The organism is Pseudomonas sp. JC1203, from assembly GCF_056175065.1.
This window is the reverse complement of the sequence record NZ_JBWCAM010000021.1, coordinates 1-24,895: the sequence shown is the minus strand read 5'-3', so window position 1 is coordinate 24,895 and position 24,895 is coordinate 1. Positions and strand designations below refer to the sequence as shown.

The 24,895-nt window shown below is 64.4% G+C and carries 28 protein-coding genes; 12 read left to right on the top strand and 16 right to left on the bottom strand.

Going from position 1 to position 24,895, the window contains the following annotated elements:
* Window positions 1–5: 5 nt before the first annotated feature.
* The 6 genes from hemA to AC0SZ7_RS25980 all read left to right on the top strand — a co-directional run bounded on the left by hemA (window position 6) and on the right by AC0SZ7_RS25980 (window position 5,371).
* The gene (gene hemA / locus AC0SZ7_RS26005; RefSeq protein WP_416422513.1) at window positions 6–1,283 is read left to right on the top strand and encodes a glutamyl-tRNA reductase; all 1,278 of its coding nucleotides are present in this window, start codon (window positions 6–8) and stop codon (window positions 1,281–1,283) included.
* Complete coding sequence (gene prfA, locus AC0SZ7_RS26000; RefSeq protein ID WP_475507069.1) at window positions 1,280–2,362, top strand: peptide chain release factor 1; 1,083 nt, start codon at window positions 1,280–1,282, stop codon at window positions 2,360–2,362. The genes hemA and prfA overlap by 4 nt, the downstream gene beginning before the upstream one ends.
* Window positions 2,363–3,193, top strand: a complete 831-nt coding sequence (prmC, locus tag AC0SZ7_RS25995; protein ID WP_475507068.1) for a peptide chain release factor N(5)-glutamine methyltransferase — start codon at window positions 2,363–2,365, stop codon at window positions 3,191–3,193.
* On the top strand, window positions 3,187–3,942 hold the full coding sequence (locus AC0SZ7_RS25990) for a molybdopterin-synthase adenylyltransferase MoeB (RefSeq protein WP_475507067.1): 756 nt from the start codon (window positions 3,187–3,189) through the stop codon (window positions 3,940–3,942). The genes prmC and AC0SZ7_RS25990 overlap by 7 nt, the downstream gene beginning before the upstream one ends.
* A complete protein-coding gene (gene murI / locus AC0SZ7_RS25985; RefSeq protein ID WP_475507066.1) occupies window positions 3,935–4,726 on the top strand; it encodes a glutamate racemase in 792 nt (263 codons plus the stop codon). The genes AC0SZ7_RS25990 and murI overlap by 8 nt, the downstream gene beginning before the upstream one ends.
* 117 nt (window positions 4,727–4,843) lie before the next feature.
* On the top strand, window positions 4,844–5,371 hold the full coding sequence (locus tag AC0SZ7_RS25980; protein WP_475507065.1) for an acyloxyacyl hydrolase: 528 nt from the start codon (window positions 4,844–4,846) through the stop codon (window positions 5,369–5,371).
* Between the two features lie 71 nt (window positions 5,372–5,442).
* On the opposite strand, the gene AC0SZ7_RS25975 is transcribed toward AC0SZ7_RS25980, so the two are convergent.
* The 10 genes from AC0SZ7_RS25975 to AC0SZ7_RS25930 all read right to left on the bottom strand — a co-directional run bounded on the left by AC0SZ7_RS25975 (window position 5,443) and on the right by AC0SZ7_RS25930 (window position 14,907).
* Window positions 5,443–5,913: a DUF2878 domain-containing protein gene (locus AC0SZ7_RS25975; protein ID WP_475507064.1), complete on the bottom strand. Its 471-nt coding sequence runs from the start codon at window positions 5,911–5,913 to the stop codon at window positions 5,443–5,445.
* A complete protein-coding gene (locus AC0SZ7_RS25970; protein ID WP_475507063.1) occupies window positions 5,906–7,171 on the bottom strand; it encodes a class I SAM-dependent methyltransferase in 1,266 nt (421 codons plus the stop codon). The genes AC0SZ7_RS25975 and AC0SZ7_RS25970 overlap by 8 nt, the downstream gene beginning before the upstream one ends.
* Window positions 7,164–7,958: a DUF1365 domain-containing protein gene (locus AC0SZ7_RS25965; protein ID WP_475507062.1), complete on the bottom strand. Its 795-nt coding sequence runs from the start codon at window positions 7,956–7,958 to the stop codon at window positions 7,164–7,166. The genes AC0SZ7_RS25970 and AC0SZ7_RS25965 overlap by 8 nt, the downstream gene beginning before the upstream one ends.
* Entirely contained in the window at window positions 7,955–9,199 is a 1,245-nt protein-coding gene (locus AC0SZ7_RS25960; RefSeq protein WP_475507061.1) for an NAD(P)/FAD-dependent oxidoreductase, read from the bottom strand. The genes AC0SZ7_RS25965 and AC0SZ7_RS25960 overlap by 4 nt, the downstream gene beginning before the upstream one ends.
* Complete coding sequence (locus tag AC0SZ7_RS25955) at window positions 9,199–9,975, bottom strand: SDR family NAD(P)-dependent oxidoreductase (protein ID WP_475507060.1); 777 nt, start codon at window positions 9,973–9,975, stop codon at window positions 9,199–9,201. The genes AC0SZ7_RS25960 and AC0SZ7_RS25955 overlap by 1 nt, the downstream gene beginning before the upstream one ends.
* Window positions 9,968–11,413, bottom strand: a complete 1,446-nt coding sequence (gene phrB, locus AC0SZ7_RS25950; RefSeq protein ID WP_475507125.1) for a deoxyribodipyrimidine photo-lyase — start codon at window positions 11,411–11,413, stop codon at window positions 9,968–9,970. Before phrB ends, AC0SZ7_RS25955 begins: the two co-directional genes overlap by 8 nt.
* 22 nt (window positions 11,414–11,435) lie before the next feature.
* Complete coding sequence (locus AC0SZ7_RS25945; RefSeq protein ID WP_475507059.1) at window positions 11,436–12,365, bottom strand: MerR family transcriptional regulator; 930 nt, start codon at window positions 12,363–12,365, stop codon at window positions 11,436–11,438.
* A gap of 3 nt (window positions 12,366–12,368) precedes the next feature.
* Window positions 12,369–13,325 (bottom strand): YbgA family protein, encoded by a 957-nt coding sequence (locus tag AC0SZ7_RS25940; protein ID WP_475507058.1) that lies wholly within the window; start codon window positions 13,323–13,325, stop codon window positions 12,369–12,371.
* 371 nt (window positions 13,326–13,696) lie between these two features.
* Entirely contained in the window at window positions 13,697–13,924 is a 228-nt protein-coding gene (locus AC0SZ7_RS25935; protein ID WP_475507057.1) for a TIGR02450 family Trp-rich protein, read from the bottom strand.
* The gene (locus tag AC0SZ7_RS25930; protein WP_475507056.1) at window positions 13,921–14,907 is read right to left on the bottom strand and encodes an NAD(P)/FAD-dependent oxidoreductase; all 987 of its coding nucleotides are present in this window, start codon (window positions 14,905–14,907) and stop codon (window positions 13,921–13,923) included. Before AC0SZ7_RS25930 ends, AC0SZ7_RS25935 begins: the two co-directional genes overlap by 4 nt.
* A 192-nt stretch (window positions 14,908–15,099) precedes the next feature.
* Between AC0SZ7_RS25930 and AC0SZ7_RS25925 the strand changes: the two genes are divergently transcribed.
* Entirely contained in the window at window positions 15,100–16,002 is a 903-nt protein-coding gene (locus AC0SZ7_RS25925) for a TIGR01777 family oxidoreductase (protein WP_475507055.1), read from the top strand.
* A gap of 14 nt (window positions 16,003–16,016) precedes the next feature.
* The gene (gene hemH / locus AC0SZ7_RS25920) at window positions 16,017–17,039 is read left to right on the top strand and encodes a ferrochelatase (protein WP_475507054.1); all 1,023 of its coding nucleotides are present in this window, start codon (window positions 16,017–16,019) and stop codon (window positions 17,037–17,039) included.
* Between the two features lie 67 nt (window positions 17,040–17,106).
* On the opposite strand, the gene AC0SZ7_RS25915 is transcribed toward hemH, so the two are convergent.
* The 4 genes from AC0SZ7_RS25915 to upp all read right to left on the bottom strand — a co-directional run bounded on the left by AC0SZ7_RS25915 (window position 17,107) and on the right by upp (window position 19,885).
* Entirely contained in the window at window positions 17,107–17,511 is a 405-nt protein-coding gene (locus tag AC0SZ7_RS25915) for a helix-turn-helix domain-containing protein (protein WP_475507053.1), read from the bottom strand.
* 3 nt (window positions 17,512–17,514) lie between these two features.
* Window positions 17,515–17,802 carry a type II toxin-antitoxin system HigB family toxin gene (locus tag AC0SZ7_RS25910; protein ID WP_475507124.1) on the bottom strand — a complete coding sequence of 96 codons (288 nt, stop codon included), beginning with the start codon at window positions 17,800–17,802 and terminating at the stop codon, window positions 17,515–17,517.
* Window positions 17,803–17,981: 179 nt separating this feature from the next.
* The gene (locus AC0SZ7_RS25905) at window positions 17,982–19,244 is read right to left on the bottom strand and encodes a uracil-xanthine permease family protein (RefSeq protein WP_475507052.1); all 1,263 of its coding nucleotides are present in this window, start codon (window positions 19,242–19,244) and stop codon (window positions 17,982–17,984) included.
* A gap of 2 nt (window positions 19,245–19,246) precedes the next feature.
* Entirely contained in the window at window positions 19,247–19,885 is a 639-nt protein-coding gene (gene upp, locus AC0SZ7_RS25900) for a uracil phosphoribosyltransferase (RefSeq protein ID WP_416422532.1), read from the bottom strand.
* Window positions 19,886–20,049: 164 nt separating this feature from the next.
* On the opposite strand from upp, the gene AC0SZ7_RS25895 reads away from it, so the two are divergent.
* The 3 genes from AC0SZ7_RS25895 (at window position 20,050) to AC0SZ7_RS25885 (ending at window position 21,570) form a co-directional block, all read left to right on the top strand.
* On the top strand, window positions 20,050–20,607 hold the full coding sequence (locus AC0SZ7_RS25895; protein ID WP_416422533.1) for a hypoxanthine-guanine phosphoribosyltransferase: 558 nt from the start codon (window positions 20,050–20,052) through the stop codon (window positions 20,605–20,607).
* Between the two features lie 115 nt (window positions 20,608–20,722).
* Window positions 20,723–21,193 carry a hypothetical protein gene (locus AC0SZ7_RS25890; protein WP_475507051.1) on the top strand — a complete coding sequence of 157 codons (471 nt, stop codon included), beginning with the start codon at window positions 20,723–20,725 and terminating at the stop codon, window positions 21,191–21,193.
* 89 nt (window positions 21,194–21,282) lie between these two features.
* Window positions 21,283–21,570: a PA4642 family protein gene (locus AC0SZ7_RS25885; RefSeq protein WP_475507050.1), complete on the top strand. Its 288-nt coding sequence runs from the start codon at window positions 21,283–21,285 to the stop codon at window positions 21,568–21,570.
* A 53-nt stretch (window positions 21,571–21,623) separates the two neighbouring features.
* On the opposite strand, the gene mqo is transcribed toward AC0SZ7_RS25885, so the two are convergent.
* Window positions 21,624–23,138, bottom strand: coding sequence for a malate dehydrogenase (quinone) (gene mqo, locus AC0SZ7_RS25880; RefSeq protein ID WP_475507049.1), 1,515 nt, complete (start codon window positions 23,136–23,138; stop codon window positions 21,624–21,626).
* Between the two features lie 778 nt (window positions 23,139–23,916).
* Here mqo and AC0SZ7_RS25875 point away from each other — a divergent pair.
* On the top strand, window positions 23,917–24,501 hold the full coding sequence (locus AC0SZ7_RS25875) for a YajG family lipoprotein (RefSeq protein ID WP_475507048.1): 585 nt from the start codon (window positions 23,917–23,919) through the stop codon (window positions 24,499–24,501).
* 66 nt (window positions 24,502–24,567) lie between these two features.
* Here AC0SZ7_RS25875 and AC0SZ7_RS25870 read toward each other — a convergent pair whose 3' ends face one another.
* Window positions 24,568–24,774: a hypothetical protein gene (locus tag AC0SZ7_RS25870; RefSeq protein ID WP_475507047.1), complete on the bottom strand. Its 207-nt coding sequence runs from the start codon at window positions 24,772–24,774 to the stop codon at window positions 24,568–24,570.
* Between the last annotated feature and the right edge of the window lie 121 nt (window positions 24,775–24,895).

The window sequence follows — 24,895 nt, the reverse complement described above, 5'->3', positions numbered from 1 at the left end:
CTTGAATGGCCTTCCTTGCCCTCGGTATCAACCATAAGACTGCCTCGGTGGATGTGCGCGAACGCGTGGCTTTCACTCCCGAGCAGCTGGTCGAAGCCTTGCAGCAGCTCTGCCGCCTGACTGACAGCCGCGAAGCTGCGATCCTCTCTACCTGCAACCGTAGCGAGCTTTATATAGAGCAGGACCACCTGGCCGCAGAGACCGTGCTGCGCTGGCTGGCCGACTATCACAAGCTCAGCTACGACGAATTGCGTGCCAGTGCCTACGTGCACGAGGACGATGCGGCTGTGCGCCACATGATGCGCGTGGCCTCCGGGCTCGACTCGCTGGTGCTGGGCGAGCCGCAGATCCTGGGCCAGATGAAGTCCGCCTATGCCGTGGCCCGCGAGGCGGGTACCATTGGCCCGCTGCTGGGCCGGCTTTTCCAGGCCACGTTCAGTGCCGCCAAGCAGGTGCGCACCGACACGGCCATCGGCGAGAACCCGGTGTCGGTGGCGTTTGCCGCCGTCAGCCTGGCCAAACAGATTTTCAGCGACTTGCAGCGCAGCCAGGCCCTGTTGATCGGCGCCGGCGAGACCATCACCCTGGTTGCCCGCCACCTGCATGAGCAGGGCGTGAAGCGCATTGTGGTAGCCAACCGGACCCTGGAGCGCGCCAGTACCCTGGCAGCGCAGTTCGGTGCCCACGCGGTGTTGCTGTCCGACATTCCACAGGAACTGGTGAACAGCGACATCGTCATCAGCTCCACTGCCAGCCAGTTGCCGATCCTGGGCAAGGGCGCGGTGGAAAGCGCGCTGAAGCTGCGCAAGCACAAGCCGATTTTCATGGTGGACATCGCCGTACCGCGCGATATCGAGCCAGAAGTCGGCGAGTTGGACGACGTTTACCTCTACAGCGTCGACGACCTCCACGACGTGGTGGCCGAGAACCTCAAGAGTCGCCAGGGCGCAGCCCAGGCGGCCGAGCAACTGGTCAGCGGTGGCGTCGACGATTTCATGGCGCGCCTGCGCGAGCTGGCGGCGGTGGACGTGCTAAAGGCGTACCGCCAACAGAGCGAACGCCTGCGCGACGAAGAATTGCAAAAGGCCCAGCGGTTGCTGGCCAACGGCAGCAGCGCCGAAGAGGTGCTGGTGCAATTGGCCCGCGGGCTGACCAACAAATTGCTGCACGCACCAAGCGTGCAGCTTAAAAAGCTGTCTGCCGAAGGCCGCCTCGATGCGCTGGCCATGGCCCAGGAACTCTTTGCCCTCAACGAGGGCCCCACGGATAAACCCCCGCAATGAAAGCGTCACTGATCAACAAACTGGACACGATCCAGGATCGTTTCGAGGAACTGACCGCCCTGTTGGGCGACGCCGAGATCATTTCCGATCAGGCCCGTTTCCGCGCCTTCTCCCGTGAATACGCGGAGCTGGAGCCGATCGTGGCCGGCTACCAGGCCTGGTGCAAGGTGCAGGACGACCTGGAAGGCGCCCAGGCCCTGCTCAAGGACAGTGACCCCGACATGCGCGAGATGGCCGTCGAGGAAGTGCGCGAAGCCAAGGAGCAACTGCAGGTGCTGGAAGGCGACTTGCAGCGCATGCTGCTGCCCAAGGACCCCAACGACAGCCGCAACGTGTTCCTCGAGATCCGCGCCGGCACCGGTGGCGACGAGGCGGCGATCTTCTCCGGCGACCTGTTCCGCATGTACTCGCGCTACGCCGAGAAGCGTGGCTGGCGGGTGGAGATCCTGTCGGAAAACGAAGGTGAGCACGGCGGTTATAAAGAGGTGATCGCCCGGGTCGAGGGCGAGAACGTCTACGGCAAGCTGAAATTCGAGTCCGGTGCCCATCGCGTGCAGCGTGTGCCGGAAACCGAGTCCCAGGGCCGTATCCACACCTCGGCGTGCACCGTGGCCGTACTGGCCGAGCCCGACGAGCGCGTGGCCATCGAGATCAACCCGGCCGACTTGCGCGTCGACACCTTCCGCTCGTCGGGCGCTGGCGGCCAGCACGTCAACACCACCGACTCGGCCATCCGCATCACCCACTTGCCAACCGGCACGGTGGTGGAATGCCAGGAAGAGCGCTCGCAGCACAAGAACCGGGCGCGCGCCATGGCCTGGCTGTCGGCCAAGCTCAACGACATGCAGACCAGCGCCGCCGCCAACGCCATCGCCAGCGAGCGCAAGCTGCTGGTGGGCTCGGGCGACCGTTCCGAGCGCATCCGTACCTACAACTTCCCGCAGGGCCGGGTGACTGACCACCGTGTCAACCTGACCCTGTATTCCCTGGACGAAATCATGGCCGGTGGTGTCGACGCGGTGATCGAACCGCTGCTGGCCGAATACCAGGCGGATCAACTTGCGGCATTGGGTGAGTAAATGACGATCATTGCCAGTCTGCTCAGAAGCGCCGAACTGCCGGAGTCCCCGACGGCGCGCCTGGACATCGAATTGCTGCTGGCGGCAGCCCTGGGCAAGAACCGCAGCTACCTGCACACCTGGCCGGAGCGCATTGTCACCACCGAGGCGGCGGCGACCTTCGACGACTACCTGCAACGGCGCCGCCAAGGCGAGCCGGTGGCCTACATTCTCGGCCAGCAGGGGTTCTGGAAGCTGGACCTGGAAGTGGCCCCGCACACGCTGATCCCGCGGCCGGACACCGAGCTGCTGGTGGAAACCGCACTCGAGCTGCTGCCGGCAACGCCTGCCAGGGTCCTGGACCTGGGCACCGGCACCGGCGCCATTGCCCTGGCCCTGGCCAGCGAGCGCGGCGGCTGGCAGGTAACGGCGGTGGACCGCGTGGCCGAGGCCGTGGCCCTGGCCGAGCGCAACCGCGAGCGCCTGCGCCTGGGCAACGTGCGGGTGCTGGAAAGCCACTGGTTCGGCGCCCTGCAAGGCGAGCGCTTCGAGATGATCATCAGCAACCCGCCGTACATTCGCGCCGCCGACCCGCACCTGGTGGCGGGTGACGTGCGCTTCGAGCCTGCCAGCGCGCTGGTGGCCGGTGACGACGGGCTGGATGACCTGCGGGTTATCGTCGCCCAGGCACCCGCGCACCTGCAGGCGGGTGGCTGGCTGCTGCTGGAGCACGGTTACGACCAGGCGGCTGCGGTGCGCGAGCTGCTGGCCAAGCACGATTTCGAACAGATCGAGAGCCGCGAAGACCTCGGCGGCCATGAGCGCATCACCCTCGGGCGCCTGGCATGCTGAGCGACGACGAGCTGCTGCGCTACAGCCGCCAGGTGCTGTTGTCACAGGTAGACATCGCCGGCCAGTTGAAGCTCAAGGCCAGCCGCGCGCTGATCGTCGGCCTGGGTGGCCTGGGTTCGCCGGTGGCGTTGTACCTGGCGGCCGCCGGCGTGGGGGAACTGCACCTGGCCGACTTCGACACGGTCGACCTCACTAACCTGCAGCGCCAGGTGTTGCACGACACCTCCAGCGTGGGCATGAGCAAGGTCGACTCGGCGCTGCAGCGCCTTGAGGCGATCAACCCGCAGGTCACGCTGGTGGCCCATCGCACCGCCCTGGATGAAGATTCCCTGGCCGCTGCGGTCGCCGCCGTGGACCTGGTGCTGGACTGCTCCGACAACTTCGGCACCCGCGAGGCGGTCAACGCCGCGTGCGTGGCGGCCGGCAAACCGCTGGTGAGCGGCGCGGCCATTCGCCTGGAAGGGCAATTGTCGGTATTCGACCCGCGCCGCCCGGAAAGCCCTTGCTACCACTGCCTGTACGGGCATGGCAGTGAAGCCGAGCTGACCTGCAGCGAGGCCGGCGTGGTGGGCCCGTTGGTAGGGCTGGTAGGCAGCTTGCAAGCCCTTGAAGCCCTGAAACTGCTGGCCGGTTTCGGCGACCCGCTGGTGGGCCGCCTACTGCTGGTGGATGCCCTGGGTACACGCTTCCGCGAGCTGCGGGTCAAGCGCGACCCGGCGTGCAGCGTGTGTGGGCCGGCCCATGGCTGAAGCGCCGGTCGGGGTCTTCGATTCCGGCGTCGGCGGCTTGTCGGTGCTGGGTGAAATCCGTGCGCTGCTGCCCAACGAATCCCTGCTGTACGTGGCCGATTGCGGCCATATCCCCTACGGCGAAAAGTCCCCGGCGTTCATCCGTGAGCGCTGCGTGGCGGTGGCCGAATTCTTCCGTGAGCAGGGCGCCAAGGCGCTGGTGCTGGCCTGCAACACCGCTACCGTGGCGGCGGTGGCCGACCTGCGCGAGCGTTACCCGGCCTGGCCCATCGTGGGCATGGAGCCTGCGGTAAAGCCGGCCGCGGCCGCTACCCGCAGTGGCGTGGTGGGCGTGCTGGCCACCACCGGCACCTTGCAGAGCGCCAAGTTCGCCGCCCTGCTGGACCGCTTCGCCAACGATGTGAAGGTGGTGACCCAGCCGTGCCCCGGCCTGGTGGAACTGATCGAGACCGGCCAGTTGCACAGTGACGCCCTGCGCACCTTGCTGCAGCACTACGTGACGCCACTGCTGGCCGCGGGCTGCGACACGCTGATACTGGGCTGCACCCATTACCCCTTCCTCAAGCCGCTGCTGCGGGAAATGATCCCTGGCAACGTTATCCTGATTGATACCGGTGCCGCAGTCGCCCGCCAACTGCAGCGCCTGTTGCAGCAACGTGGGCTGCTGGCCGAAGGGCCGGCCGCGCCCGCGCATTTCTGGACCAGTGCTGATCCGCAACACTTCAAGAATATCCTGCCTATGCTTTGGGAAAAATCTGACATTGTTAGTGGATTTGTACGATAAATAATCGTACAAAATCCCTATATGGCGATGAACCATCATCGAGATCCGGATTTCTAAAGTTTCGTCAGTCATGACGCATAAAACCAAAAAACGGCATTAGACATAGGATGTTTTCTGATGAAGAAACTGCTCGGCTTGGCTGCGCTTGCAGCGTTTACCCTGGGGCAAAGCATGGCGGCACAGGCGCTGGATGGTTCGGTATCGGTGGGGTCCACGGGTGACGGGGCGATGGTGTATCGCCTGGGGCTGCAATCGGATTGGGATCAAAGCTGGTTCCAGACCAGCACCGGGCGCCTGACCGGTTACTGGGACGGCGGCTATACCTACTGGAGTTCGTCCAACCACGGGCCTTCGAACCACACCCTGTCGTTCGCGCCGGTGTTTCGTTATGAGTTCGATGGCGGCGCGGTGAAGCCGTTCGTGGAGGCGGGCATCGGCGTGGCGGTGTTCTCGAAACTGCAGGTGGATGACAACAAACTGGGCACCGCTTTCAACTTCGAAGACCGCATCGGCTTCGGCCTGCGCTTCGCGGGCAATCAGGAAGTGTCGATTCGCGCGATCCACTATTCCAACGCCGGCATCAAAGAGCCGAACGATGGCATCGAAGCCTATTCGATCAACTACCGGATGCCGTTGAATTTCTGAGCGTCCGGCAATCGCTGACGCCGCCTTCGGCAGCTGCTACACGAACCCCGTAGCAGCGGCCGAAGGCCGCGTCAGGGATTGGCGCGCTGTTGCAGCAACACGAACACCCCCGCCCACAACACCGCCAACCCCAACAGGGTCGGCAGCACGCCATACGGAAAACCCACCCCCGCCATCCTTCCCCCTGCGTAATACGACAGCGGCCCGGCCACCGCGCCCAAGCCCGCCGCCAGCCACCACGGCCGTGCGGTCCAGGCCAGGCAATGGCGCAAGGTGGTGGCCAGCAACGGCCACAGCAAGGCCAGCCACATGGGCAGCAGCCAGCCGTTGGGGTGAAAATCGTAGACCTTCAGCCACATCAGGCCGCTGTCCACCAGCACGCCAAGGGCAAAGGCTTCGATCATCAGGCGGCCGTCGCCGTGCCAGAACCAGTGCCCTACCAGAATCACCAGGGCCAGCATCAACCAGCCGCTGTTGCCGCCCAGCACGCAGGCGAACCAGCCGGCCTGGAACAGCACGGCGTTGGCGACCTTCTCAAGCATTGAAGCGCCCGAGCAGGGGTTGCGGTTGCGCCGCCGGCTTGGCCAGCAGCAGTTGCGCGGTGCCGATGGTGCGCTCCAGGAAGCCGCCCTCGCAGTAGCACAGGTAGAACTCCCACAGGCGCAGGAAGTATTCGTCGTAGCCCAGCTCGCGCAGGCGGTTGTGGGCGCGGCGGAAGTTGTCGTGCCACAGGCGCAGGGTGCGCGCGTAGTGCAGCCCGAAGTCTTCCATGTGCAGCAGGTTCATGTCGGTGTCGCGGCCGACAATCTGCAGCATGCCCTGCACCGACGGCAGCGCGCCGCCGGGGAAGATGTAGCGCTGAATGAAGTCGACGCTGTGCCGGGCCTGCTCGTAGCGCTGCTCGCGGATGGTGATGGCCTGCAGCAGCATCACGCCATCGGGCTTGAGCAGCGCCGCGCATTTCTGGAAGTAGGTGGGCAGGAAACGATGACCCACGGCTTCGATCATCTCGATGGACACCAGCTTGTCATAGCTGCCGGTGAGGTCACGGTAGTCGGACAGCAGCAGGGTCACGCGGTCTTGCAGGCCCTGGGCGTCGATGCGCTGCCGGGTATAGTCGTACTGCTCTTTCGACAGCGTGGTGGTGGTGACCCGGCAGCCATAGTGGCTGGCGGCGTACAGGGCCATGCTGCCCCAGCCGGTGCCGATTTCCAGCAGGTGGTCGCTGGGGGTGAGCGCCAGTTTCTGGCAGATGCGCTCCAGCTTGTTCAGCTGCGCCTGTTCCAGGCTGTCGTCGGCGCGGGTGAATTGCGCGGCGGAGTACATCATGGTCGGGTCGAGAAACTGTTCGAACAGGTCATTGCCCAGGTCATAGTGGGCGGCGATGTTCTTCTGCGAACCCTTGCGGGTGTTGCGGTTCAGCCAATGCAGGCCGCGCACCAGCGGCCGGCTGAGGCGCGCCAGGCCGCCTTCCATGGCGTCCAGCACGTCGAGGTTGCTGACGAACACGCGCACCACCGCCGTCAGGTCCGGGCTGGTCCAGTAGCCATGGATAAACGCCTCGCCGGCGCCGATGGAGCCACCGCTGGCCACCAGGCCCCAGGCCGAGGCGTCCTGCACGTGAATTTCCGCCACCAGGGGCGAGTTGGGGTTGCCGAATTGCAGGCGTTCGTCGCCTTCCACGATCAGCAGCTGGCCGTGGCGCAGTGCCTGCAATTGCCGCAGCACGCCACGGCGCAGCAAGGCGCTGGTCAGGCCGTAAGTGCTGAACGGTGTGGCCTTGGCCGAGAAACTATTCATGGCGTCGTTCCTTTGCTTGAGCGGTGGCGGCGCGATATGAACCCTGCGCGCTACTGTGGTTGACGATGGGAATGCGTTTTAGCGCCAGGCGCAGGGCCTGCCAGTAGATGGCCAGGCAGGTCTTGGCGGTCATCCAGGGGAAGGCCAGCAGCTGGCGGTGCAGGTTGCCGCGGCTCATGGCCTGGCGGTGCAGGGTGAGGGTGGCGTCGAACACCTTGGCCTCGCCCTGCCAGTCGGCCATGTGCACGCCCAGGCGCTGCGCCGGGGGGCTGAAGCTCATGCGGTATTCCAGGTCGCGGGGCAAAAACGGCGAGACGTGGAAAGCCTTGGCCACGGCGAAGTGCTGAAACCCTTCGCCCTCGGCCGGCAGTACATAGTGATAACGCTCGCGCCACGGGGTGTTGGTGACTTCGCAGAGGATGGCCACCAGTTTTTCCTGCGCATCGAAGCAGTAGAAGAAGCTGACCGGGTTGAACGCCAGGCCGAAGCTGCGCGCCTGGGTCAGCAGGCGGATGGCGCCATCGGGCACGAAGCCCAGGGCGGCGGCCACGCACTGGCGCACGGCGTCGGCCAGCGGCATGCCACTGGCAGTGTGCTCGCGCAGGTAGTCGCTTTCGCGAAAGGCGAACGGCGCCCAGCGGCTGTGCCCTGCCAACGGCGACAGTCCCAGCACCTGGGCCTGTTCGGCCAGGTCCAGGTACAGCAGGCCGATGCGGTAGCGGAACTGGTGGCCGCGCGGCGCGAACCGCCGGTGGCTCACCCAGCCGCTGTACAGGGCGCTGTTCATAAGGCTTCCCCGAATGCGTGGGCCACGCGCAGGGCGCTGGTGACGCCATCTTCGTGAAAACCGTTGGCCCAGTAGGCGCCGCAGTAATAGGTATGGTGCGCGCCGTGCAGTTCCTGCCAGCGCGCCTGCGCGGCCATGCCCGCCAGGCTGTATTGCGGGTGGGCGTAGGTGTAGCGCGCCAGCACTTTGGCCGGGTCGATGGCGGCGCTCTGGTTGAGGCTTACGCAGAACGTGCTGGGGCCTTGCAGGCCTTGCAGGATGTTCATGTCGTAGGTCACGGCGGCGGCCTGGCCGCTGCCGTCGAGGCGGTAGTTCCAGCTGGCCCAGGCCAGCGGCCGGGTGGGCAGCAGGCGGGTATCGGTGTGCAGCACCACGTCGTTGTCGGCGTAGGGAAGGGCGCCGAGGATCTGCTGCTCGGCTTCGCTCGGCGCGGCCAGCAGCGCCAGGGCCTGGTCGCTGTGGCAGGCGAACACCACCTTGTCGAAGCGCTCGGCGCCGCGCGGGCTGTGCACGGTCACGCCGTCGGCGTCACGCGCCACCTGGCTGACCGCGCAATTGAGGTGGATGTGCTCGGCGAAGCTTGCGGTCAGGGGCGCGACGTAGCGGCTGGAGCCGCCTTCCACCACGAACCATTGCGGGCGATGGGTGACCGAGAGCAGGCCGTGGTTCTTGAAGAAGCGCACGAAGAACTGCAACGGAAAACCGAGCATGTCCTGCAGCGACATGGACCAGATGGCGGCGCCCATGGGCACGATGTAATGGTTGATGAACCGCTGGCCATAGCCTTTGGTGCGCAGGTACTGGCCCAGGGTGGTCTGCGCGGTGATGCGGTGGCTGGCCAGGTCAGCCACGGCCTCGCGGTTGAAGCGCAGGATGTCCTTGAGCATGCCCCAGAAGGCGGGCGACAGCAGGTTGCGGCGCTGGGCGAACAGGCTGTTGAGGTTGTTGCCGTTGTATTCCAGGCCGCTGCGCGGGTCGCTCACCGAAAAGCTCATCTCGGTGGCCTTGAAGGGCACGCCCAACTGGCCCAGCAGGGCGATGAAGTTGGGGTAGGTCCACTCGTTGAAGACAATGAAGCCGGTATCGATCGCGTACTGCCGGCCCTGGTGCTCGATGTCCAGGGTGTGGGTGTGCCCGCCAATCCACGAGGAGGCTTCGAACACCTCCACCTGGTGCTGGCGGCTGAGCAGGTAGGCGCTGGTCAGGCCGGCAATACCGCTGCCGATCACGGCTATTTTCATCAGGCATCCCCTTGCGCGGGGCCGGAGCGGACCATGCGTTTGCCAATGATCAACTTCAGCCGCGCGGGCAGCCGCGACAGGGGCCACAGGGCGGTCATGAACAGCGCCGGGAAGGCAATTTCCAGCGGCCGCTTGTCCAGGCGCTCGACGATGTGCCGGGCCGCTTCTTCGGCGCTGATCATCATGGGCATGGGGAAGTCGTTCTTCTGCGTCAGCGGCGTGTCGACGAAGCCGGGGCTGACCACCGTCACGTCGATGTGCTCCTGGGCCAGGTCCACCCGCAGCGATTCGAACAGGTAGCGCAGGCCGGCCTTGGAGGCGCCATAGGCTTCCGAGCGCGGCAGCGGCAGGTAGGTGACCGCGCTGGCAACGCCGGTGAGGTGCGGGCGCACGCCCTTGCGCAGCAGCGGCAGGGCGGCCTCGATGCAGTAGCTGCTGGCGAACAGGTTGGTGCGGATGACACGCTCGAAAATCAGTGCGTCGAAGTGCTGCGCGTCGACGTACTCGCAGGTGCCGGCGTTGAGGATCACGCTGTCCAGCGCGCCCCAGGCCTGTTCGATGCTGGCGCCGATGGCCTTGACCTGGTCATGGTCGGTGAGGTCGCCGGCCACCACCAGCACCTGGCCAGGGAAGCGCCGTTCCAGCAGGCGCAGCGGCCCTTCGGAACGGGCACTCACTGCCACCTGCGCGCCGTCCTGCAGCAGCGCCTCGGCCATGGCCTCGCCGAGGCCACTACTGGCGCCGGTCAGCCAGATACGTCGTGCTACGTCAGCCATGGTAGCCCCCGGAAACTTGGCGTTGCGGCAGGTTCTTGAAGGCGCTGAGCGCGCGTTCGCGGCTCTTGCCCAGGTCGACAATCGGCCGCGGGTAGTCCGCTGGCCCGAACAGCCCGCCAGCGCCGGCCGGGTTATGGATTTCCTTGCTGCCCAGCTCCGCCAGTTCCGGCAGCCATTCCTTGAGGAATACGCCATGCTCGTCGAAGCGCGCCGACTGGCTGTGCGGGTTGAAGATGCGGAAATAGGGCGCTGCGTCGGTGCCGGTGGAGGCGCTCCACTGCCAGCCGCCGTTGTTGGCGGCCAGGTCGCCGTCGATCAGGTGGCGCATGAAGAAGCGTTCGCCCTCGCGCCAGTCGATCAGCAGGTTTTTGGTCAGGAACATCGCCACCACCATGCGCAGGCGGTTGTGCATCCAGCCGGTTTCCAGCAACTGGCGCATCGCCGCGTCGATGATGGGGATGCCGGTGCGGCCGCGCTGCCAGGCTTCCAGCTCTTTCGGCGCGTGGCGCCAGGCCAGTGCCTCGGTTTCGCTGCGGAAGGCGCGGTGCATGGACACCCGCGGGTAGCCGACGAGGATGTGCTTGTAGAATTCGCGCCACAGCAGCTCGTTGATCCAGGTCACCGCGCCGACGTTGCCGCTGTCGAATTCGCCGTGGTTGTGGTTGAGCGCAGCGTGCAGGCATTGGCGCGGCGAGATCACGCCCGCGGCCAGGTACGCCGACAGCTGGCTGGTGCCCGGCCGCGAGGGGATGTCGCGCTCGTGCTGGTAATACTCGATGGGCTCGTCGACGAACTGGTCCAGGCGGCGCTTGGCCTCGTCCTCGCCAGCCGGCCACAGCGCCTGCAGCGCGGCGCTCGGGGTGGGGAAACCGTGCACCTCGGTGGGCACCTTGTCGCGGGCGATGTGTACGGGCGCCTGGGCCTTGGGCGCGCGGACCACGGCGGGAATGCCGTGGTGCAGGCGCTCGTAGCAGACCTTGCGGAACTGGCTGAACACCTGGAAATAGTTGCCGGTCTTGGTGAGGATGCTGCCGGGCTGGAACAGCAGCTGGTCCAGGTAGCTGGCGAAGCCGATGCCGGCGGCGTCCAGTGCTTGGGCCACGGCCGCGTCGCGGCGGCTTTCGTGTACGCCGTATTCCTCGTTGCAGTGCACCTGTTCAACCTGGTGCTGCTGGCACAGTTTCACCAGCGCCTGCGGGGCCTGGTCCCAGGTGTCGACGGTGTGAATCAACAGTGGGATGTGTTTTTCCGCCAGCTGGTCGCTCAGTTGTTTGATGTTGCGCAGCCAGAAGTCGACCTTGCAGGCGGCGTCATCATGCTGCTGCCATTGCCCCGGGCTGATCAGCCACACGGCCAGGGTCGGGCCCTTGGCGCAGGCGGCGGCGAGGGCGGTGTTGTCGTGCAGGCGCAGGTCAGTGCGGAACCAGATCAGTTGCATGGGTTTTCCGTGTGTGGTCATGTCAGAGCACCCCCAGGCGCTGCAGGCATTGCTGGGCGGCCAGCGGGGTATCGAGCAGGTGCAGGCGCCCGGTGTCGAGGTTATGTACGGGCCAGTCGTGCTGGTGGATGCATACCGTTGGTCCGACTATCAGGGTCGGGCCATCCAGGCCTGCCAGCAGGCGCGGCAGCTGGGCCAGGTTCAGCGACTTGCTCGAGTACAGCACTACCGCCCGGGCGTCCAGGCGCTCGGCGGCCAGCGCCAGTTCGCCGGCCGGCAGCGGCCAGTCGAACACCTCCACCGGGCAATCGGCGCTGCTGGCCAGCCAGGCGCACAGCCAAAGGTGCGGCTCCAGCGGCAGGTCGGACTGGTTCACCAGCAGCAGCGGCGCGCCGTTGAGCTGGCGGTTGTTGTGGTAGATACGTGCGCCCAGCTTGCTGCGCAGCCAGGACAGGAAAAACACCCGCTCCATCTGCGCGCCGAACTGGCCCTGCCAGCGCTGCTCCAGTTCGCTTAGCAACGGCAACAGCAGGTGTTCGCACAGGGTCACCGGCGGGTACAGCGCCATGGCCTGGTTGAAGGTGTCGTCGACGCGGCGCTCCGCCAGTTCGCTGATGGCCTGCATCAGGCTGGCCCGCAGCGGCAGCCAGTCGCCGCCACCGCTGGCCAGTGGGTGGGACGCCTGGGCGTTGTCGAGCAGGGCCATGACCTGCCCCACGGCCACGCCGCGGCCCAGCCAGGTGAGGATTTGCTGGATGCGCTGCACGTGCTCGGCGCCATACAGGCGGTGGCCCTTGGCAGTGCGGTGCGGCACGATCAGGCCGTAGCGCCGCTCCCAGGCACGCAGGGTGACCGGGTTGACGCCGGTCTGGCGTGCCACTTCGCGAATCGGCAGCCAGCCGTCGCGCATGGCCGCAATAGCGTCGTCGCCTTCGGGTATCGGGGTGTTCATGGGTTAGATCGCATTTCTGAGGCTGAGGTTTTCCGGGTGGGGCTGCAGGTACACCTGCTGGCTCACGTACGGGTCGGGGTGCAGGCGCAGGTGGTGTTTGAGCAGGGTGAGCGGCACCACCAGCGGCACGATGCCCAGGCGGTACTGCTCGATCAGGTGCTGCATTTCCTGGCGGTCGCCATCGCTGAGGGTGCGCTTGAAGTAGCCGCTCAGGTGCTGCAGCACGTTGCTGTGGGTGCCACGCGTGGCGCAGCGCTTCAGTGCGCCCATCAGCTCGCTGAAGTAGCGCGGGCCTATTTCCGCAGCATCGCCGCGGCCCATGGTGCCCAGCAGCTTGCCCAGCACCTTGTATTGCAGCGGGTTGTTGGCCATCAGCTGGTATTTGTAGCGCGAGTGGAACTGCATCAGCCCGCCGCGGCTCAGGCCTTCGCGCAGCAGCGCTTGCCAGTCGGCGTAGGCGTACACGCGGACAATGAAATTCTCGCGCAGCACGGCGTCGCACAGGCGCCCGTCCTCTTCCACGGGCAGGTCGGGCCGCGCGGCGCAGAAAGCTTCGGCGTAGATGCCACGGCCGCCTTCGTGTTGCGGCGCGCCGTTGTCGCGGTACACCTTGACCCGCTCCAGGCCGCAGGAGGGTGACTTGTGCATAAAGATGTAGCCGCTGAGGTCTTCCATCTGCGCGGCCATTTGCGTGCCGTAGTCGGCCAGGGCTTCGGTAACATCGACGCTGGCGTCGACGGTGCCCAGCGCGCGGGGCGCCTGGGCGTCACCGACCAGGCGGATCGGCTGGCGCGGAATGCCCATGCCGATGCCCACTTCCGGGCAGGCCGGGACAAAGTCGAAATGTTCGGCCAGGGCGTGGGTGCACAGGCGCGATTCCTTGTGGCCGCCGTTGTAGCGCACCTCGGCGCCGAGCAGGCAGGCGCTGATACCGATGCGGGGCTTGGGAGAGTTGGGCATGGGCGTACACTCTTGTACAGGCGAATGATCTTGTACAACTTACCTTCATAGTAGGACGAAGGCTGTACAAGTCAAACGGTTTGTACAAGATTTAAGGCCCCGTAGCAGCTGCCGCAGGCTGCGTCCGTCGTTACGCGGTGTACATGACGCCCGCACGGTAGCCATGACGCGGCCTGCGGCCGCTGCTACAGGTTGGCCGTCGTAGCAGCTGCCGCAGGCTGCGTCGGCCGTTATGCGGTGTGGCTGGGCCTGCCCGGTGGGAGTGACGCGGCCTGCGGCCGCTGCTACAGGTTGGCCGTCGTAGCAGCTGCCGCAGGCTGCGTCGGCCGTTATGCGATGTGCCTGGTGCCTGCGCGGTGGGGGAGGGCGTGTCAGCGCCAGCCCATCAGCCAGGTCTGCGCATCGCGCAGCACCTGCCACGGCAGCCGCTCGCTGCGCTTGGTCAGCACGGCCTGCAGTTCAATCTCGATGACAGTTCCTTCCTCGTCCCGAAACAGTTCGGTCACCAGGAAGTGCTTTTCGCGTTGGCGGGGATGCGCTGCCGTCCATTTGGACAGCAGCAGTTTGCGCGGTTCAAGGCGGTGCTGCGGGGTACTCATTCCAGGTGTTCAAGCAGCCGGCGCGCCGCCTCCAGGCCGCTGAGCCAGGCGCCTTCGACGCGGCCCGACAGGCACCAGTCGCCACAGGCGTACAGCCCCAGGTCGGCGTCTGCCAACGCGCCCCATTCATGGGCCGACGCCGGCCGTGCGTACAGCCAGCGGTGGGCGATGCTGAAGGCCGGCGCCGGCATGGCGCAGTTGGCCAGTTCGGCGAATGCGCCGTGCAACTGCTCGATCACCTCCTCCTTGGGCAGGTCGATGTGCTGTTTGCTCCAGCTGCTGGTAGCGTGCAGCACCCAGGTGTCCAGCGTCGCCTCGCGCCCTGGTTTGCTGCGGTTGCAGGCCAGCCAGTCCAGCGGGCTGTCCTGCACAAAGCAGCCTTGCATGGCGGTTTGCAGCGGCTTGTCGAACGCCAGGGCGATGGCCCAGGTGGGCTCCATCTGCACGCTGGCGGCCACGCCCGCAAGCTTCGGCGCCGCCGCCAGCAGGGCGGTGGCCTGGGGCGCGGGCAGGGCGATGATGACGTGGCTGAACGGGCCGTGGCTGCAGCCTTCGGCGTCCAGCAGGTGCCAGTGGTGCTTGCCGCGGAACACTTCGGTGATGCGGCAACCGAACACCGCGTTCATGTCGCCGAGCATGGCCTTGGCGATCGAGCCCATGCGTGGCGTGCCCACCCAGCGGGTCTGTTCGTCGGGGGATGGGCTGAGCAGGCTGCCGCGTGCGTTGAACAGCTGCGGCTTCCATTCTTCCACGCAACCCACGCTTTGCCAGCGTTGCACCTGGTCGACGAAACGCCGGTCGCGGGCGGTGAAATACTGCGCCCCCAGATCCAGGGAGCCGGCGTCGCTGCGCTTGCTGGACGCACGGCCACCCGGGCCGCGGCTTTTGTCGAAGAGGTGCGGCGTGTGCCCGGCCTTGAACAACGCCTGGGCAGCGGAGAGTCCGGCAATGCCGGTACCGATGATCGCAATAGGTACTGTCATGGTGGCCTCGTTACTTCTTTGCACAGACTACGCTTAAGGACAAACCTGTACAATAATCATTGTTAGTATAAGTTGCTGTCGTCCTTTTTCCGTTTGCTCTGTGTCTATGTGAGAGCAGTCCGTGGGCAAAAGTGCCTGCTCTCTTAAAAATAGACTAGCGATTTGCCTTCAACGCTACACGAGGAAGCAGTCATGCACATTTTGCTGACCGGCGGTACGGGCCTTATCGGTCGCAGGCTTTGCCAGCACTGGCTGGCGCAGGGCCATCGCCTTACGGTGTGGAGCCGCCAGCCGACGAGCGTGGCGCGTTTGTGCGGCCGCGAGGTGGCCGGTATCGGCCGCCTGGACGAGTTGGGCGAAGAGACGGTGGACGCGGTCATCAACCTGGCTGGCGCGCCCATTGCGGACCGGCCCTGGACGGAACGGCGCCGCCAGCTGTTGTGGAAAAGCCGCATCGGCCTTACCGAGCAACTGATCGCCTGGCTGGAGCAGCGCCAGCAACGCCCTGCCGTGTTGATATCCGGCTCGGCGGTGGGTTACTACGGTGACGGCGGCGAGCGCGAGCTGAGCGAGCAGTCGCAACCGGTGCGCAAGGATTTCGCCAGCGACCTGTGCATCGCCTGGGAAGAGACTGCCCAGCGTGCCGAAGAGCTGGGCATGCGCGTGGTGCTGGTGCGCACCGGGCTGGTGCTGGCCAGCGAGGGCGGCATGCTCAAGCGCCTGAAGGTACCGTTCAAGTTGGGCGTGGGCGGCCCTATCGGCAGTGGCCGGCAGTTCATGCCGTGGGTGCACATTGACGATCAAATCGCCCTGATTGATTTTCTTTTGCACAAGGGCGACGCCAGCGGTCCTTATAATGCCTGCGCGCCAGAGCCGGTGCGCAACCGCGAGTTTGCCCGGCGCCTGGGCCGTGCCCTGCACCGGCCCGCCTTCATGCCCTTGCCGGGGCTGATCTTGCGGGTGGGCCTGGGCGAGATGTCGGATTTACTGCTGGGCGGCCAACGGGCGCGCCCGGTGCGTTTACTGGCGGCAGGGTTTACCTTCCGTTTCAATGATCTGCAATCGGCGCTGGGCGACCTCGTCCCGCGCCTCTGAAATTAGGACGTTGCATGACCGATCACGCTCTGCTGCTGGTCAACCTGGGTTCGCCGGCTTCCACCTCGGTGGCCGACGTGCGCCGCTACCTCAACCAGTTCCTGATGGACCCGTACGTCATCGACCTGCCGTGGCCGGTGCGGCGGCTGCTGGTGTCGCTGATTCTGATCAAGCGCCCGGAGCAGTCGGCCCACGCCTACGCCAGCATCTGGTGGGACGAAGGCTCGCCGCTGGTCGTCCTCACCCGCCGCCTGGAAGCGGTGATGCGCGAACAGTGGACCCACGGCCCGGTGGAAATCGCCATGCGCTACGGCGAGCCGTCCCTGGACACCGTGCTCACCCGCCTGGCCGCCCAGGGCGTGCGCGACATCACCCTGGCGCCGCTGTACCCGCAGTTCGCCGACAGCACGGTGACCACGGTCATCGAGGAAGCGAAGAAGGTGGTGCAGGAGAAAAAGCTGCCGGTGCGCTTCAAGCTGCTACAGCCATTCTTCGACCAGCCCGAGTACATCGACGCCCTGGTGGCCAGCGCCAAGCCGTACCTGGACGCGCAGCCGTTCGACCACTTGCTGCTAAGCTTCCACGGCTTGCCCGAACGCCACCTGACCAAACTCAACCCCGGCCACGACGTGCGCCGCCCCGACTGCTGCGCCGAGTCCAGCCCCGAAGTGCTCGCCAACTGCTACCGCGGCCAGTGCATGCGCAGCGCCGCCGCCTTCGCGGCGAAAATGGGCCTGCCGGATGGCAAGTGGTCAGTGTCGTTCCAGTCGCGGCTGGGCAAGAACAAGTGGATCGAACCCTACACCGAGGCACGCCTCGACGAACTCGCCAAGCAAGGCGTGAAACGCCTGCTGGTGATGTGCCCGGCGTTCGTCGCCGATTGCATCGAGACGCTGGAGGAGATTGGCGACCGCGGCAAGGAGCAGTTTGTCGAGGCGGGGGGGGAGGAGTTGGTGTTGGTGCCTTGTTTGAATGACAACGTGCAGTGGGCTGAAGCCTTGAACGTGCTGTGCGAACGGGCGCCCGTCATGGCGTGACACGATCCGTAGCCGCTGCCATCAGGCTGCGGCTACGGGCCGACTTTCCGCAACCGATAACGACTTCTCACCCCAGAAACGTCTCAGCCTGAACGCCAAAGCGTTGGGCCAGCGCCTGTACTTGACGAACGCTCAGCTTGCGTTTACCGGACAACAGCTGCGAGACCGTCGATTGATTGCCCAACTCAGGGAGGTCTGCCTGAGTGAGCTTGTGCTCTTCCATGAACGAGCGCAGTACGTCGATGCCTGAGGCTCTTGGCATCGGGCGTACTCGCAGGTCATAGGCCTCGATCAAGGCAGCGATCATGTTGACCAAGCCGTCGAGCGGGTGATTGTTGTCGTAGCCAGTGATTTCCTGGAGCTCGTCCAATGCATCGACCAGCGCGTCGTATTGTTCCTCGTTTTGAGGCGGGCTCAGCAGTGGAGCCACAAACGACCAGTGTTCTTTCGCTGCTTCTACCATGGCGTTCATGTTTTAAACCTTCCACTTGTCTTTGTCGTATTCCGCATGACTTAAAACATGCTTGATGAAGACCTGCTGCGTGCTGTAGGAGACGCCGGCGATGAGCCTGATCTTGTTTCCGCCAATATCAAAGACATGAAATTTGCCCACGAAATCGGTAGCGGGAAAAATCGACTTCATTTGCGCGAAATTCACCGGGTCGTTTCGCACTATCTTTTCGTACCAGCTCTGCAGGGCAGTTGCTGTCTGCGGCCACCTTTCCTGCGCTTCCTTGATTCGTTTGTACGAAATGACTCGCATCGGCTCCCTTATATTTGTTTTTGCAATATCTGTACGGTAGCCTTTTTCCAAACATATTGCAAATTCGAATGAGTGCTTGATGGGTGGCCTTGGGGTGGAGAGGTAGGGCTGCATAACGCAAAACGCCGCTACCCACTAAAAGCGAATAACGGCGTTTCGAGTCTTACAGGGTCAGTGATTTACTCCCCAACCTTCTCCTTCCAATCCCCATGCCCCGGCAGAATCAGGTTCAGCGCAATCGCCACCACGGCGCACAGCGCGATCCCTTTCAGGCCAAAGTCATGCGGGCCGGTGCCGGTACCGATCAGCACGCCACCGATGCCGAACACCAGGGTCACCGAGATGATCACCAGGTTGCGCGCCTCGCTGAGGTCGATCTTGTGGCGGATCAGGGTGTTCATGCCCACCGCGGCGATGGAGCCGAACAGCAGGCAGAGGATGCCGCCCATCACCGGCACCGGGATGCTTTGCAGCAGGGCGCCGAATTTGCCGATGAACGCCAGGCTGATGGCGAAGATCGCCGCCCAGGTCATGATTTTCGGGTTGTAGGCCTTGGTCAGCATCACCGCGCCAGTGACCTCGGCGTAGGTGGTGTTGGGCGGGCCGCCAAACAGGCCGGCGGCGGTGGTGGCGATGCCGTCGCCCAGCAGGGTGCGGTGCAGCCCCGGGGTTTTCAGGTAGTCGCGGCCGGTGACGCTGCCCACGGCGATGACGCCGCCGATGTGTTCGATGGCCGGCGCCAGGGCGACGGGCACGATGAACAGGATGGCCTGCCAGTTGAACGCCGGCGCGGTGAAGTGCGGCAGCGCCAGCCAGGAGGCGGCGGCGATCTTCGCGGTGTCGACCACGCCGAAGGCGAACGACAGGGCGAAGCCCACCAGCACGCCGGCGATGATCGGCACCAGGCGGAAGATGCCCTTGCCAAACACGGCGACGATCAGCGTGGTGAGCAGCGCCGGCATGGAGATGAACATGGCGGTGCTGTACGGCAGCAACTCGGTGCCGTCACCGGCCTTGCCCATGGCCATGTTGGCGGCGATCGGCGCCATGGCCAGGCCGATGGAGATGATTACCGGGCCGATGACCACGGGTGGCAGCAGGCGGTCGATGAAACCGGTGCCCTTGATCTTCACGGCCAGGCCCAGGAAGGTGTAGACGAAGCCGGCCGCCATTACCCCGCCCATGGTCTCGGCCAGGCCGAACTGGCCCTTGGCGAGGATGATGGGGGTGATGAAGGCGAAACTGGAGGCCAGGAACACCGGCACCTTGCGCCCGGTAACGATCTGGAACAGCAGAGTCCCGAGACCTGCGGTAAACAGCGCGACATTGGGATCCAGGCCGGTAATCAGCGGCATCAACACCAGTGCGCCAAATGCCACGAAAAGCATTTGCGCACCGGAGAGGATCTGGCGCCACAGCGGGTCGTTGAACTCGTCGGCCATGCTCAAGCGTCCTTCTGCTTGGTGCCGAAGATCTTGTCGCCGGCGTCGCCCAGGCCAGGAATGATGTAACCGTGTTCGTTCAGGCGCTGGTCAACCGAGGCGGTGTAGATTTTCACGTCCGGGTGGGCCTTCTCGACCACGGCGATGCCTTCGGGCGCGGCTACCAGCACCATGGCGCGGATGTCCTTGCAACCGGCTTTCTTCAGCAGGTCGATGGTGGCGACCATGGAGCCGCCAGTGGCCAGCATCGGGTCGATGATCATGGCCAGGCGCTCGTCGATCTCGGGCACCAGTTTTTCCAGGTAGGTGTGGGCTTCCAGGGTCTCTTCGTTGCGGGCGACGCCCACGGCGCTGACCTTGGCGCCCGGGATCAGGCTGAGCACGCCTTCGAGCATGCCGATGCCGGCGCGCAGGATAGGCACGACGGTAATCTTCTTGCCGGCGATTTTCTCGACCTGGACGGTACCGCACCAGCCGTCGATGTCGTAGGTTTCCAGTGGCAGGTCCTTGGTGGCCTCATAGGTCAGCAGCGCGCCGACTTCCTGGGCGAGCTCGCGAAAGTTCTTGGTGCTGATGTCGGCACGGCGCATCAGGCCGAGCTTGTGGCGGATCAGCGGGTGGCGAATCTCGAGGATTGGCATGGGGAAAGGCTCCGGGCGGGCAAAAAAACCGCGCTAGATTAATCTATTCGGCTGGCACTGTCGTGCAGACATACTGGACGTTAGTCCAGAAAAGCTTGATCTGTCCCGAGCGGATGCGTACCTTTGCCCGCTTTTCTCAGACCACCCCCCCTTTGGAGAGCGTCATGTCCGCTGATCTCGAGCATATCCGTCAAGTCATGGACGAGGCCGACTGCCTGTACACCGAAGCTGAAGTCGAGGCTGCCATCGTTCGCGTGGGCGCGCAGATCACGGCCGAGATGGCCGACAGCAACCCGGTGGTCTTCTGTGTGATGAACGGCGGCCTGATCTTCGCCGGCAAGCTGCTCACCCAGCTGAAGTTTCCGCTGGAAGCCAGCTACCTGCACGCCACCCGCTACCGCAACGAAACCAGCGGCGGCGACCTGTTCTGGAAGGCCAAGCCGGAAGTGTCGTTCATCGACCGTGACGTGCTGATCATCGACGACATCCTCGACGAAGGTCACACCCTGAGCGCGATCATCGACTTCTGCAAGCACGCTGGCGCCCGCGCCGTGCACACTGCCGTGCTGATCGACAAGGACCACGACCGCAAGGCCAGCCCGGGCCTGAAGGCCACCTATTCGGGCCTGCCGTGCATTGACCGTTACATCTTCGGTTACGGCATGGACTACAAGGGTTACTGGCGCAATGCGGCGGGTATCTACGCCGTAAAAGGCATGTAAGACCTGTGGGAGCTGGCTTGCCAGCGAGCTTTTCGGGAGCACAAAAAGCTCGCTGGCAAGCCAGCTCCCACACCTGATCTGCTAGAGTGCTGGGCTGCCCTCCAGGAGCTCGCCCATGCGTTTGATGATTGCCGCACTTGTCCTGCTGTCCAGCCTGCCCCTCGCTGCCGCCCCCCTGCATGCCCAGTTCCTGCCGCCCGATGACTTGGGCCTGCGCAAGGAACAGCCTGAGCAGCAACAATTACTGCAGATCACTGATTTTTCCGTGGTAGTGGGCAACCAGCGCCAGTCCAACCAGCAACCCATTCCGGTGACTTCCTCGGTGCTGGTGCGCCTCAAGGGCAAGCCGCTGAACAAGGGTGCCAGCATCGGCCAGGTGTTGCTGACCTTTGATGCCGAAAGTAAAAGCCTGAAAAAGCCCAACTACGACGAAGCCAGCAAGACCCTGACGCTGAATTACCCGCTGGGCCAGTACCGCACCATCATGGACCTGCTGCGCAATGACACCGTGTACGTGCAGTTCCTGACCTACCCTAACGGCCACATCTGGGCCGACCTGCACACGGGCGCCGTTCACGCGCGTTGAGCCGCCTGGCGCGCGGGGGTAAACTCGCTGTCTTTGTGGGAGCTGGCAAACCAGCTCTCACCTCCCAGAGCAGCGAGTTGGAGCGGGCAATGCGTAAAGACAAGAAACAGCTGATTGGTGACGAGATCGGCGACGAGCAGGTCAAGTTGTTCCTGGAGTTCGAGCCGGTCGACGCCACTTCGCCGTCGCTGCACAAGCTGATCAAGGCCTACCGCGGCCTGCGCGTGGACGATTTCGAGCGCTTCGTGGGGTTCTTCCTTGAAGCCGGCTACGACCTGGACGGCAAGGACGAGCACGGCAACGACTTCATCGCCCTGATCCGTGACCAGCGCAACGCGCCGGAATACATCGAGATCATCGAGAAAGCCCGCGGCTGATTTTCGTCAGCGCAAAAAAAACGCCCCGAAGGGCGTTTTTTTCTGCGCGGCGGTTACGCCAGGTGCTGCTCGGCGGTGTTCGCCTGCGGCGCCAGCTCCAGCGCAGCGTCGCTCTGGGCGCTGACCCGGCGGTACAGCGCCGCGTCGGTTTCCAGGGCTTTTTCGCGGGCCGGGAAGATTTCCTTCAGCTTGGTGGTCCAGGCCTCGGAACGGTACTTCTCGGGGAAGCAACGCTCGATCAGTTCCAGCATGATCGACACGGTCACCGAAGCGCCTGGCGAGGCACCCAGCAGGGCCGCCAGCGAGCCGTCGGCTGCCGACACCAGTTCGGTACCGAACTGCAGCACGCCGCCTTTCTTCGCGTCTTTCTTGATGATCTGCACACGCTGGCCAGCCACTTCCAGGCGCCAGTCCTCGGCCTTGGCCTCGGGGTAGAAGCGGCGCAGGGATTCCAGGCGCTGCTCCATGGACTGCATCACTTCGCTCATCAGGTACTTGGTGAGGTCCATGTTGTCCCGCGCCACGGCCAGCATCGGGCCGATGTTGCCGGCACGTACCGACTTGGGCAGGTCCATGAATGAGCCATGCTTGAGGAACTTGGTGGTGAAGCCGGCGTACGGGCCGAACAGCAGGGAGGTCTTGCCGTCGACGACGCGGGTGTCCAGGTGCGGCACGGACATGGGCGGCGAACCCACGGCGGCCTGGCTGTAGACCTTGGCCTGGTGGTGCTTGACCACCTCGGGGTTGTCGCAGCGCAGCCACTGGCCGCTGACCGGGAAGCCGCCGAAGCCCTTGCCTTCCTCGATGCCCGACTGCTGCAGCAGCGGCAGGGCAGCGCCACCGGCGCCCAGGAAGACGAACTTGGTGTCGACTTTACGGCTGTTGCCGCTGTTGACGTCCTTGATGGTGACGGTCCAGCCGCTGCCGTTGCGGGTCAGGTCGGTGACGCGCTTGCAGTACTTGACCTGGGCGTCGGGGCCGGCGGCCAGGTGCTTGAGCAGCTTGTTGGTGAGCGCGCCGAAGTTGACGTCGGTACCGTGCATGACGCGGGTGGCGGCAATGGCCTGGTCGGCGGGGCGACCTGGCATCATCAGCGGCATCCACTGGTTCATGGTGGCCTTGTCTTCGGTGTATTCCATGTCGGCGAAGGCGTGATGCTGCTTCAGCAGCTCAAAGCGCTTCTTCAGGAACTCGATGCCTTTGTCACCCTCGACGTAGCTCAGGTGCGGGACCGGGTTGATGAAGGCACGGGCCGAACCGAAGGTACCCTGCTTGGCCAGGTACGCCCAGAACTGCTTCGACACCTCGAACTGGGCATTGATGTGCACGGCTTTCTTGATGTCGACCGAACCATCCTTGGCCTGCGGCGTGTAGTTCAGCTCGCAGAGGCCCGCGTGGCCGGTACCGGCGTTGTTCCACGGGTTGGAACTTTCCGCGGCACCGGAGTCCATCAGCTCGACGACTTCCAGCTTGATCGTCGGGTCCAGCTCTTTGAGCAGTACGGCCAGGGTGGCGCTCATGATGCCGGCCCCTACCAATACCACGTCGACTGCTTCGTTATGCGCCATTAACGCGTCTCCAAAATCTTCAGCACCAAATTGACAGCACGGCTTCCCGGTACACATCAGCAGGCCAGGAGTGCCATGTCCGACTCTTCGCAAAAAACGCAAGCTTGTGCGGACGCTACCAACCGGTCCAACAAGTCCTTATGAACTCATTTTCGGGCCCGGTGGGCAATTCGACTTAGGTCAATGCGCCCGCGTTGCCAGTGATCGACCTCAGGCTCCTGACAGGCAGGCGCAGAAGTGCCGACCGTACGGTGCTGAACCGGACGTTGTTGATGCATGTACAGATGCAAAACTGTTCATTTGCTCGCCACACTCTTGTGAAGTAGTGAAAACCGTTTTTTTCACGCTCTTTTGGAGTCGTGAACCTCAAAAAGGCTGCCATGAAGACGCGGGCAGCGGCAGGTCCAGCGAAGGGCGAAAGTGCCGAAAGCATCGGGCACACCGGCTTCAATTGGCCTGTGTGGGCGGCTCTCTGTGGGCTTTGGAGGGCTGGATGCGAGGCATCAGCGGTGTTGCGGGGCCCGATCAGGAGACGTCCTTATAATCGGGGGGAGATTATAACGATGAAACGCGCAGAAAAGATCTTTATTCGTGGAGTTTTCTTGCGCTGCGGGTCAAGCGGCAGGGGCGTGACCGATTATCGCACCCTTCCGCCCACACATCGGCGTGGGCTGCATGACTTTTCCTACATTTGCGTGGGTAGGTTGAATGCTGGTTCCTGACAGGCCCGCACCGTTATACTGACGCCCTATCAATGCCTATTCCTGGAGAGATGAGCATGCTGCAACGCCTGTTGTTCGGTTTGATCGCTGTGACCACCCTGACGCTGGCCGGTTGTGCCAACAGTCCGCAGCAACTCAGCCCGCAACCCGTGCTGAACTCGCAGCTGGCGCCCGTTGGCCAGGGCCAGCCGGTCGTGGTACGCGTGGTGGATGGCCGTCCTTCGCCAACCCTGGGCACCCGTGGTGGCCTGTACCCGGAAACCAGCGCGGTGACCGTCAATGCCAACGATGTGATTCCCAAGCTGCAAGCCCAGGCTGAAGCCGCCGTGCGCCTGCTGGGCTACACCCCTACCGGCAATTCCGGCAGCGCGCCGGTGCTGACCGTAACCCTGGCCAGCCTCACCTACCAGTCGCCGAAAGAAGGCATGTACGTGACCGAGGCCACCATCGGCGCCAACTTCCGTGCTGACGTGAACAACAACGGCCGTCACTACGCCGGTTCCTACGGTGCTTCGCTGAACCAGCGCTTCGGCATGGCACCGAACGTGGACACCAATACCAAGCTGGTCAGCGATGTGCTCAGCGATGCCCTGACCCGCCTGTTCAAGGACCCGAGCATCGGCCGTACCCTGGGTAACTGACCGAGCCGCGCAACGAAAAAAGCCCGCGCTCCTTTATAGGGGCGCGGGCTTTTTCGTGGCCGCGGTTCAGGCGGCTTCGGCGTACAGCTCCAGGAAGCTGATGCCGGTGTCGGCGTCCAGCTCCGGGCAGTCGTCGTGGGGGCAGCCGGCCAGGGCGCAATAGACGAGCCAGTGGCGGTCATGGACATTGAACGATAAACCGTTGATCAGAGCTTCCTGCTCTTCACTCTGGGCAACCAGATACAGACGATCCTGATTCTGTGCATGCAACATGACCAGCTCCATGGCGTAGGTGAGGGTGCACAGAATGACGGGTTGTGATGACGGCGGTGTGACGCAGGTCAACGATACCCCTCGTCACAGCAACTGTCGTGTGGGAGCTGGCTTGCCAGCG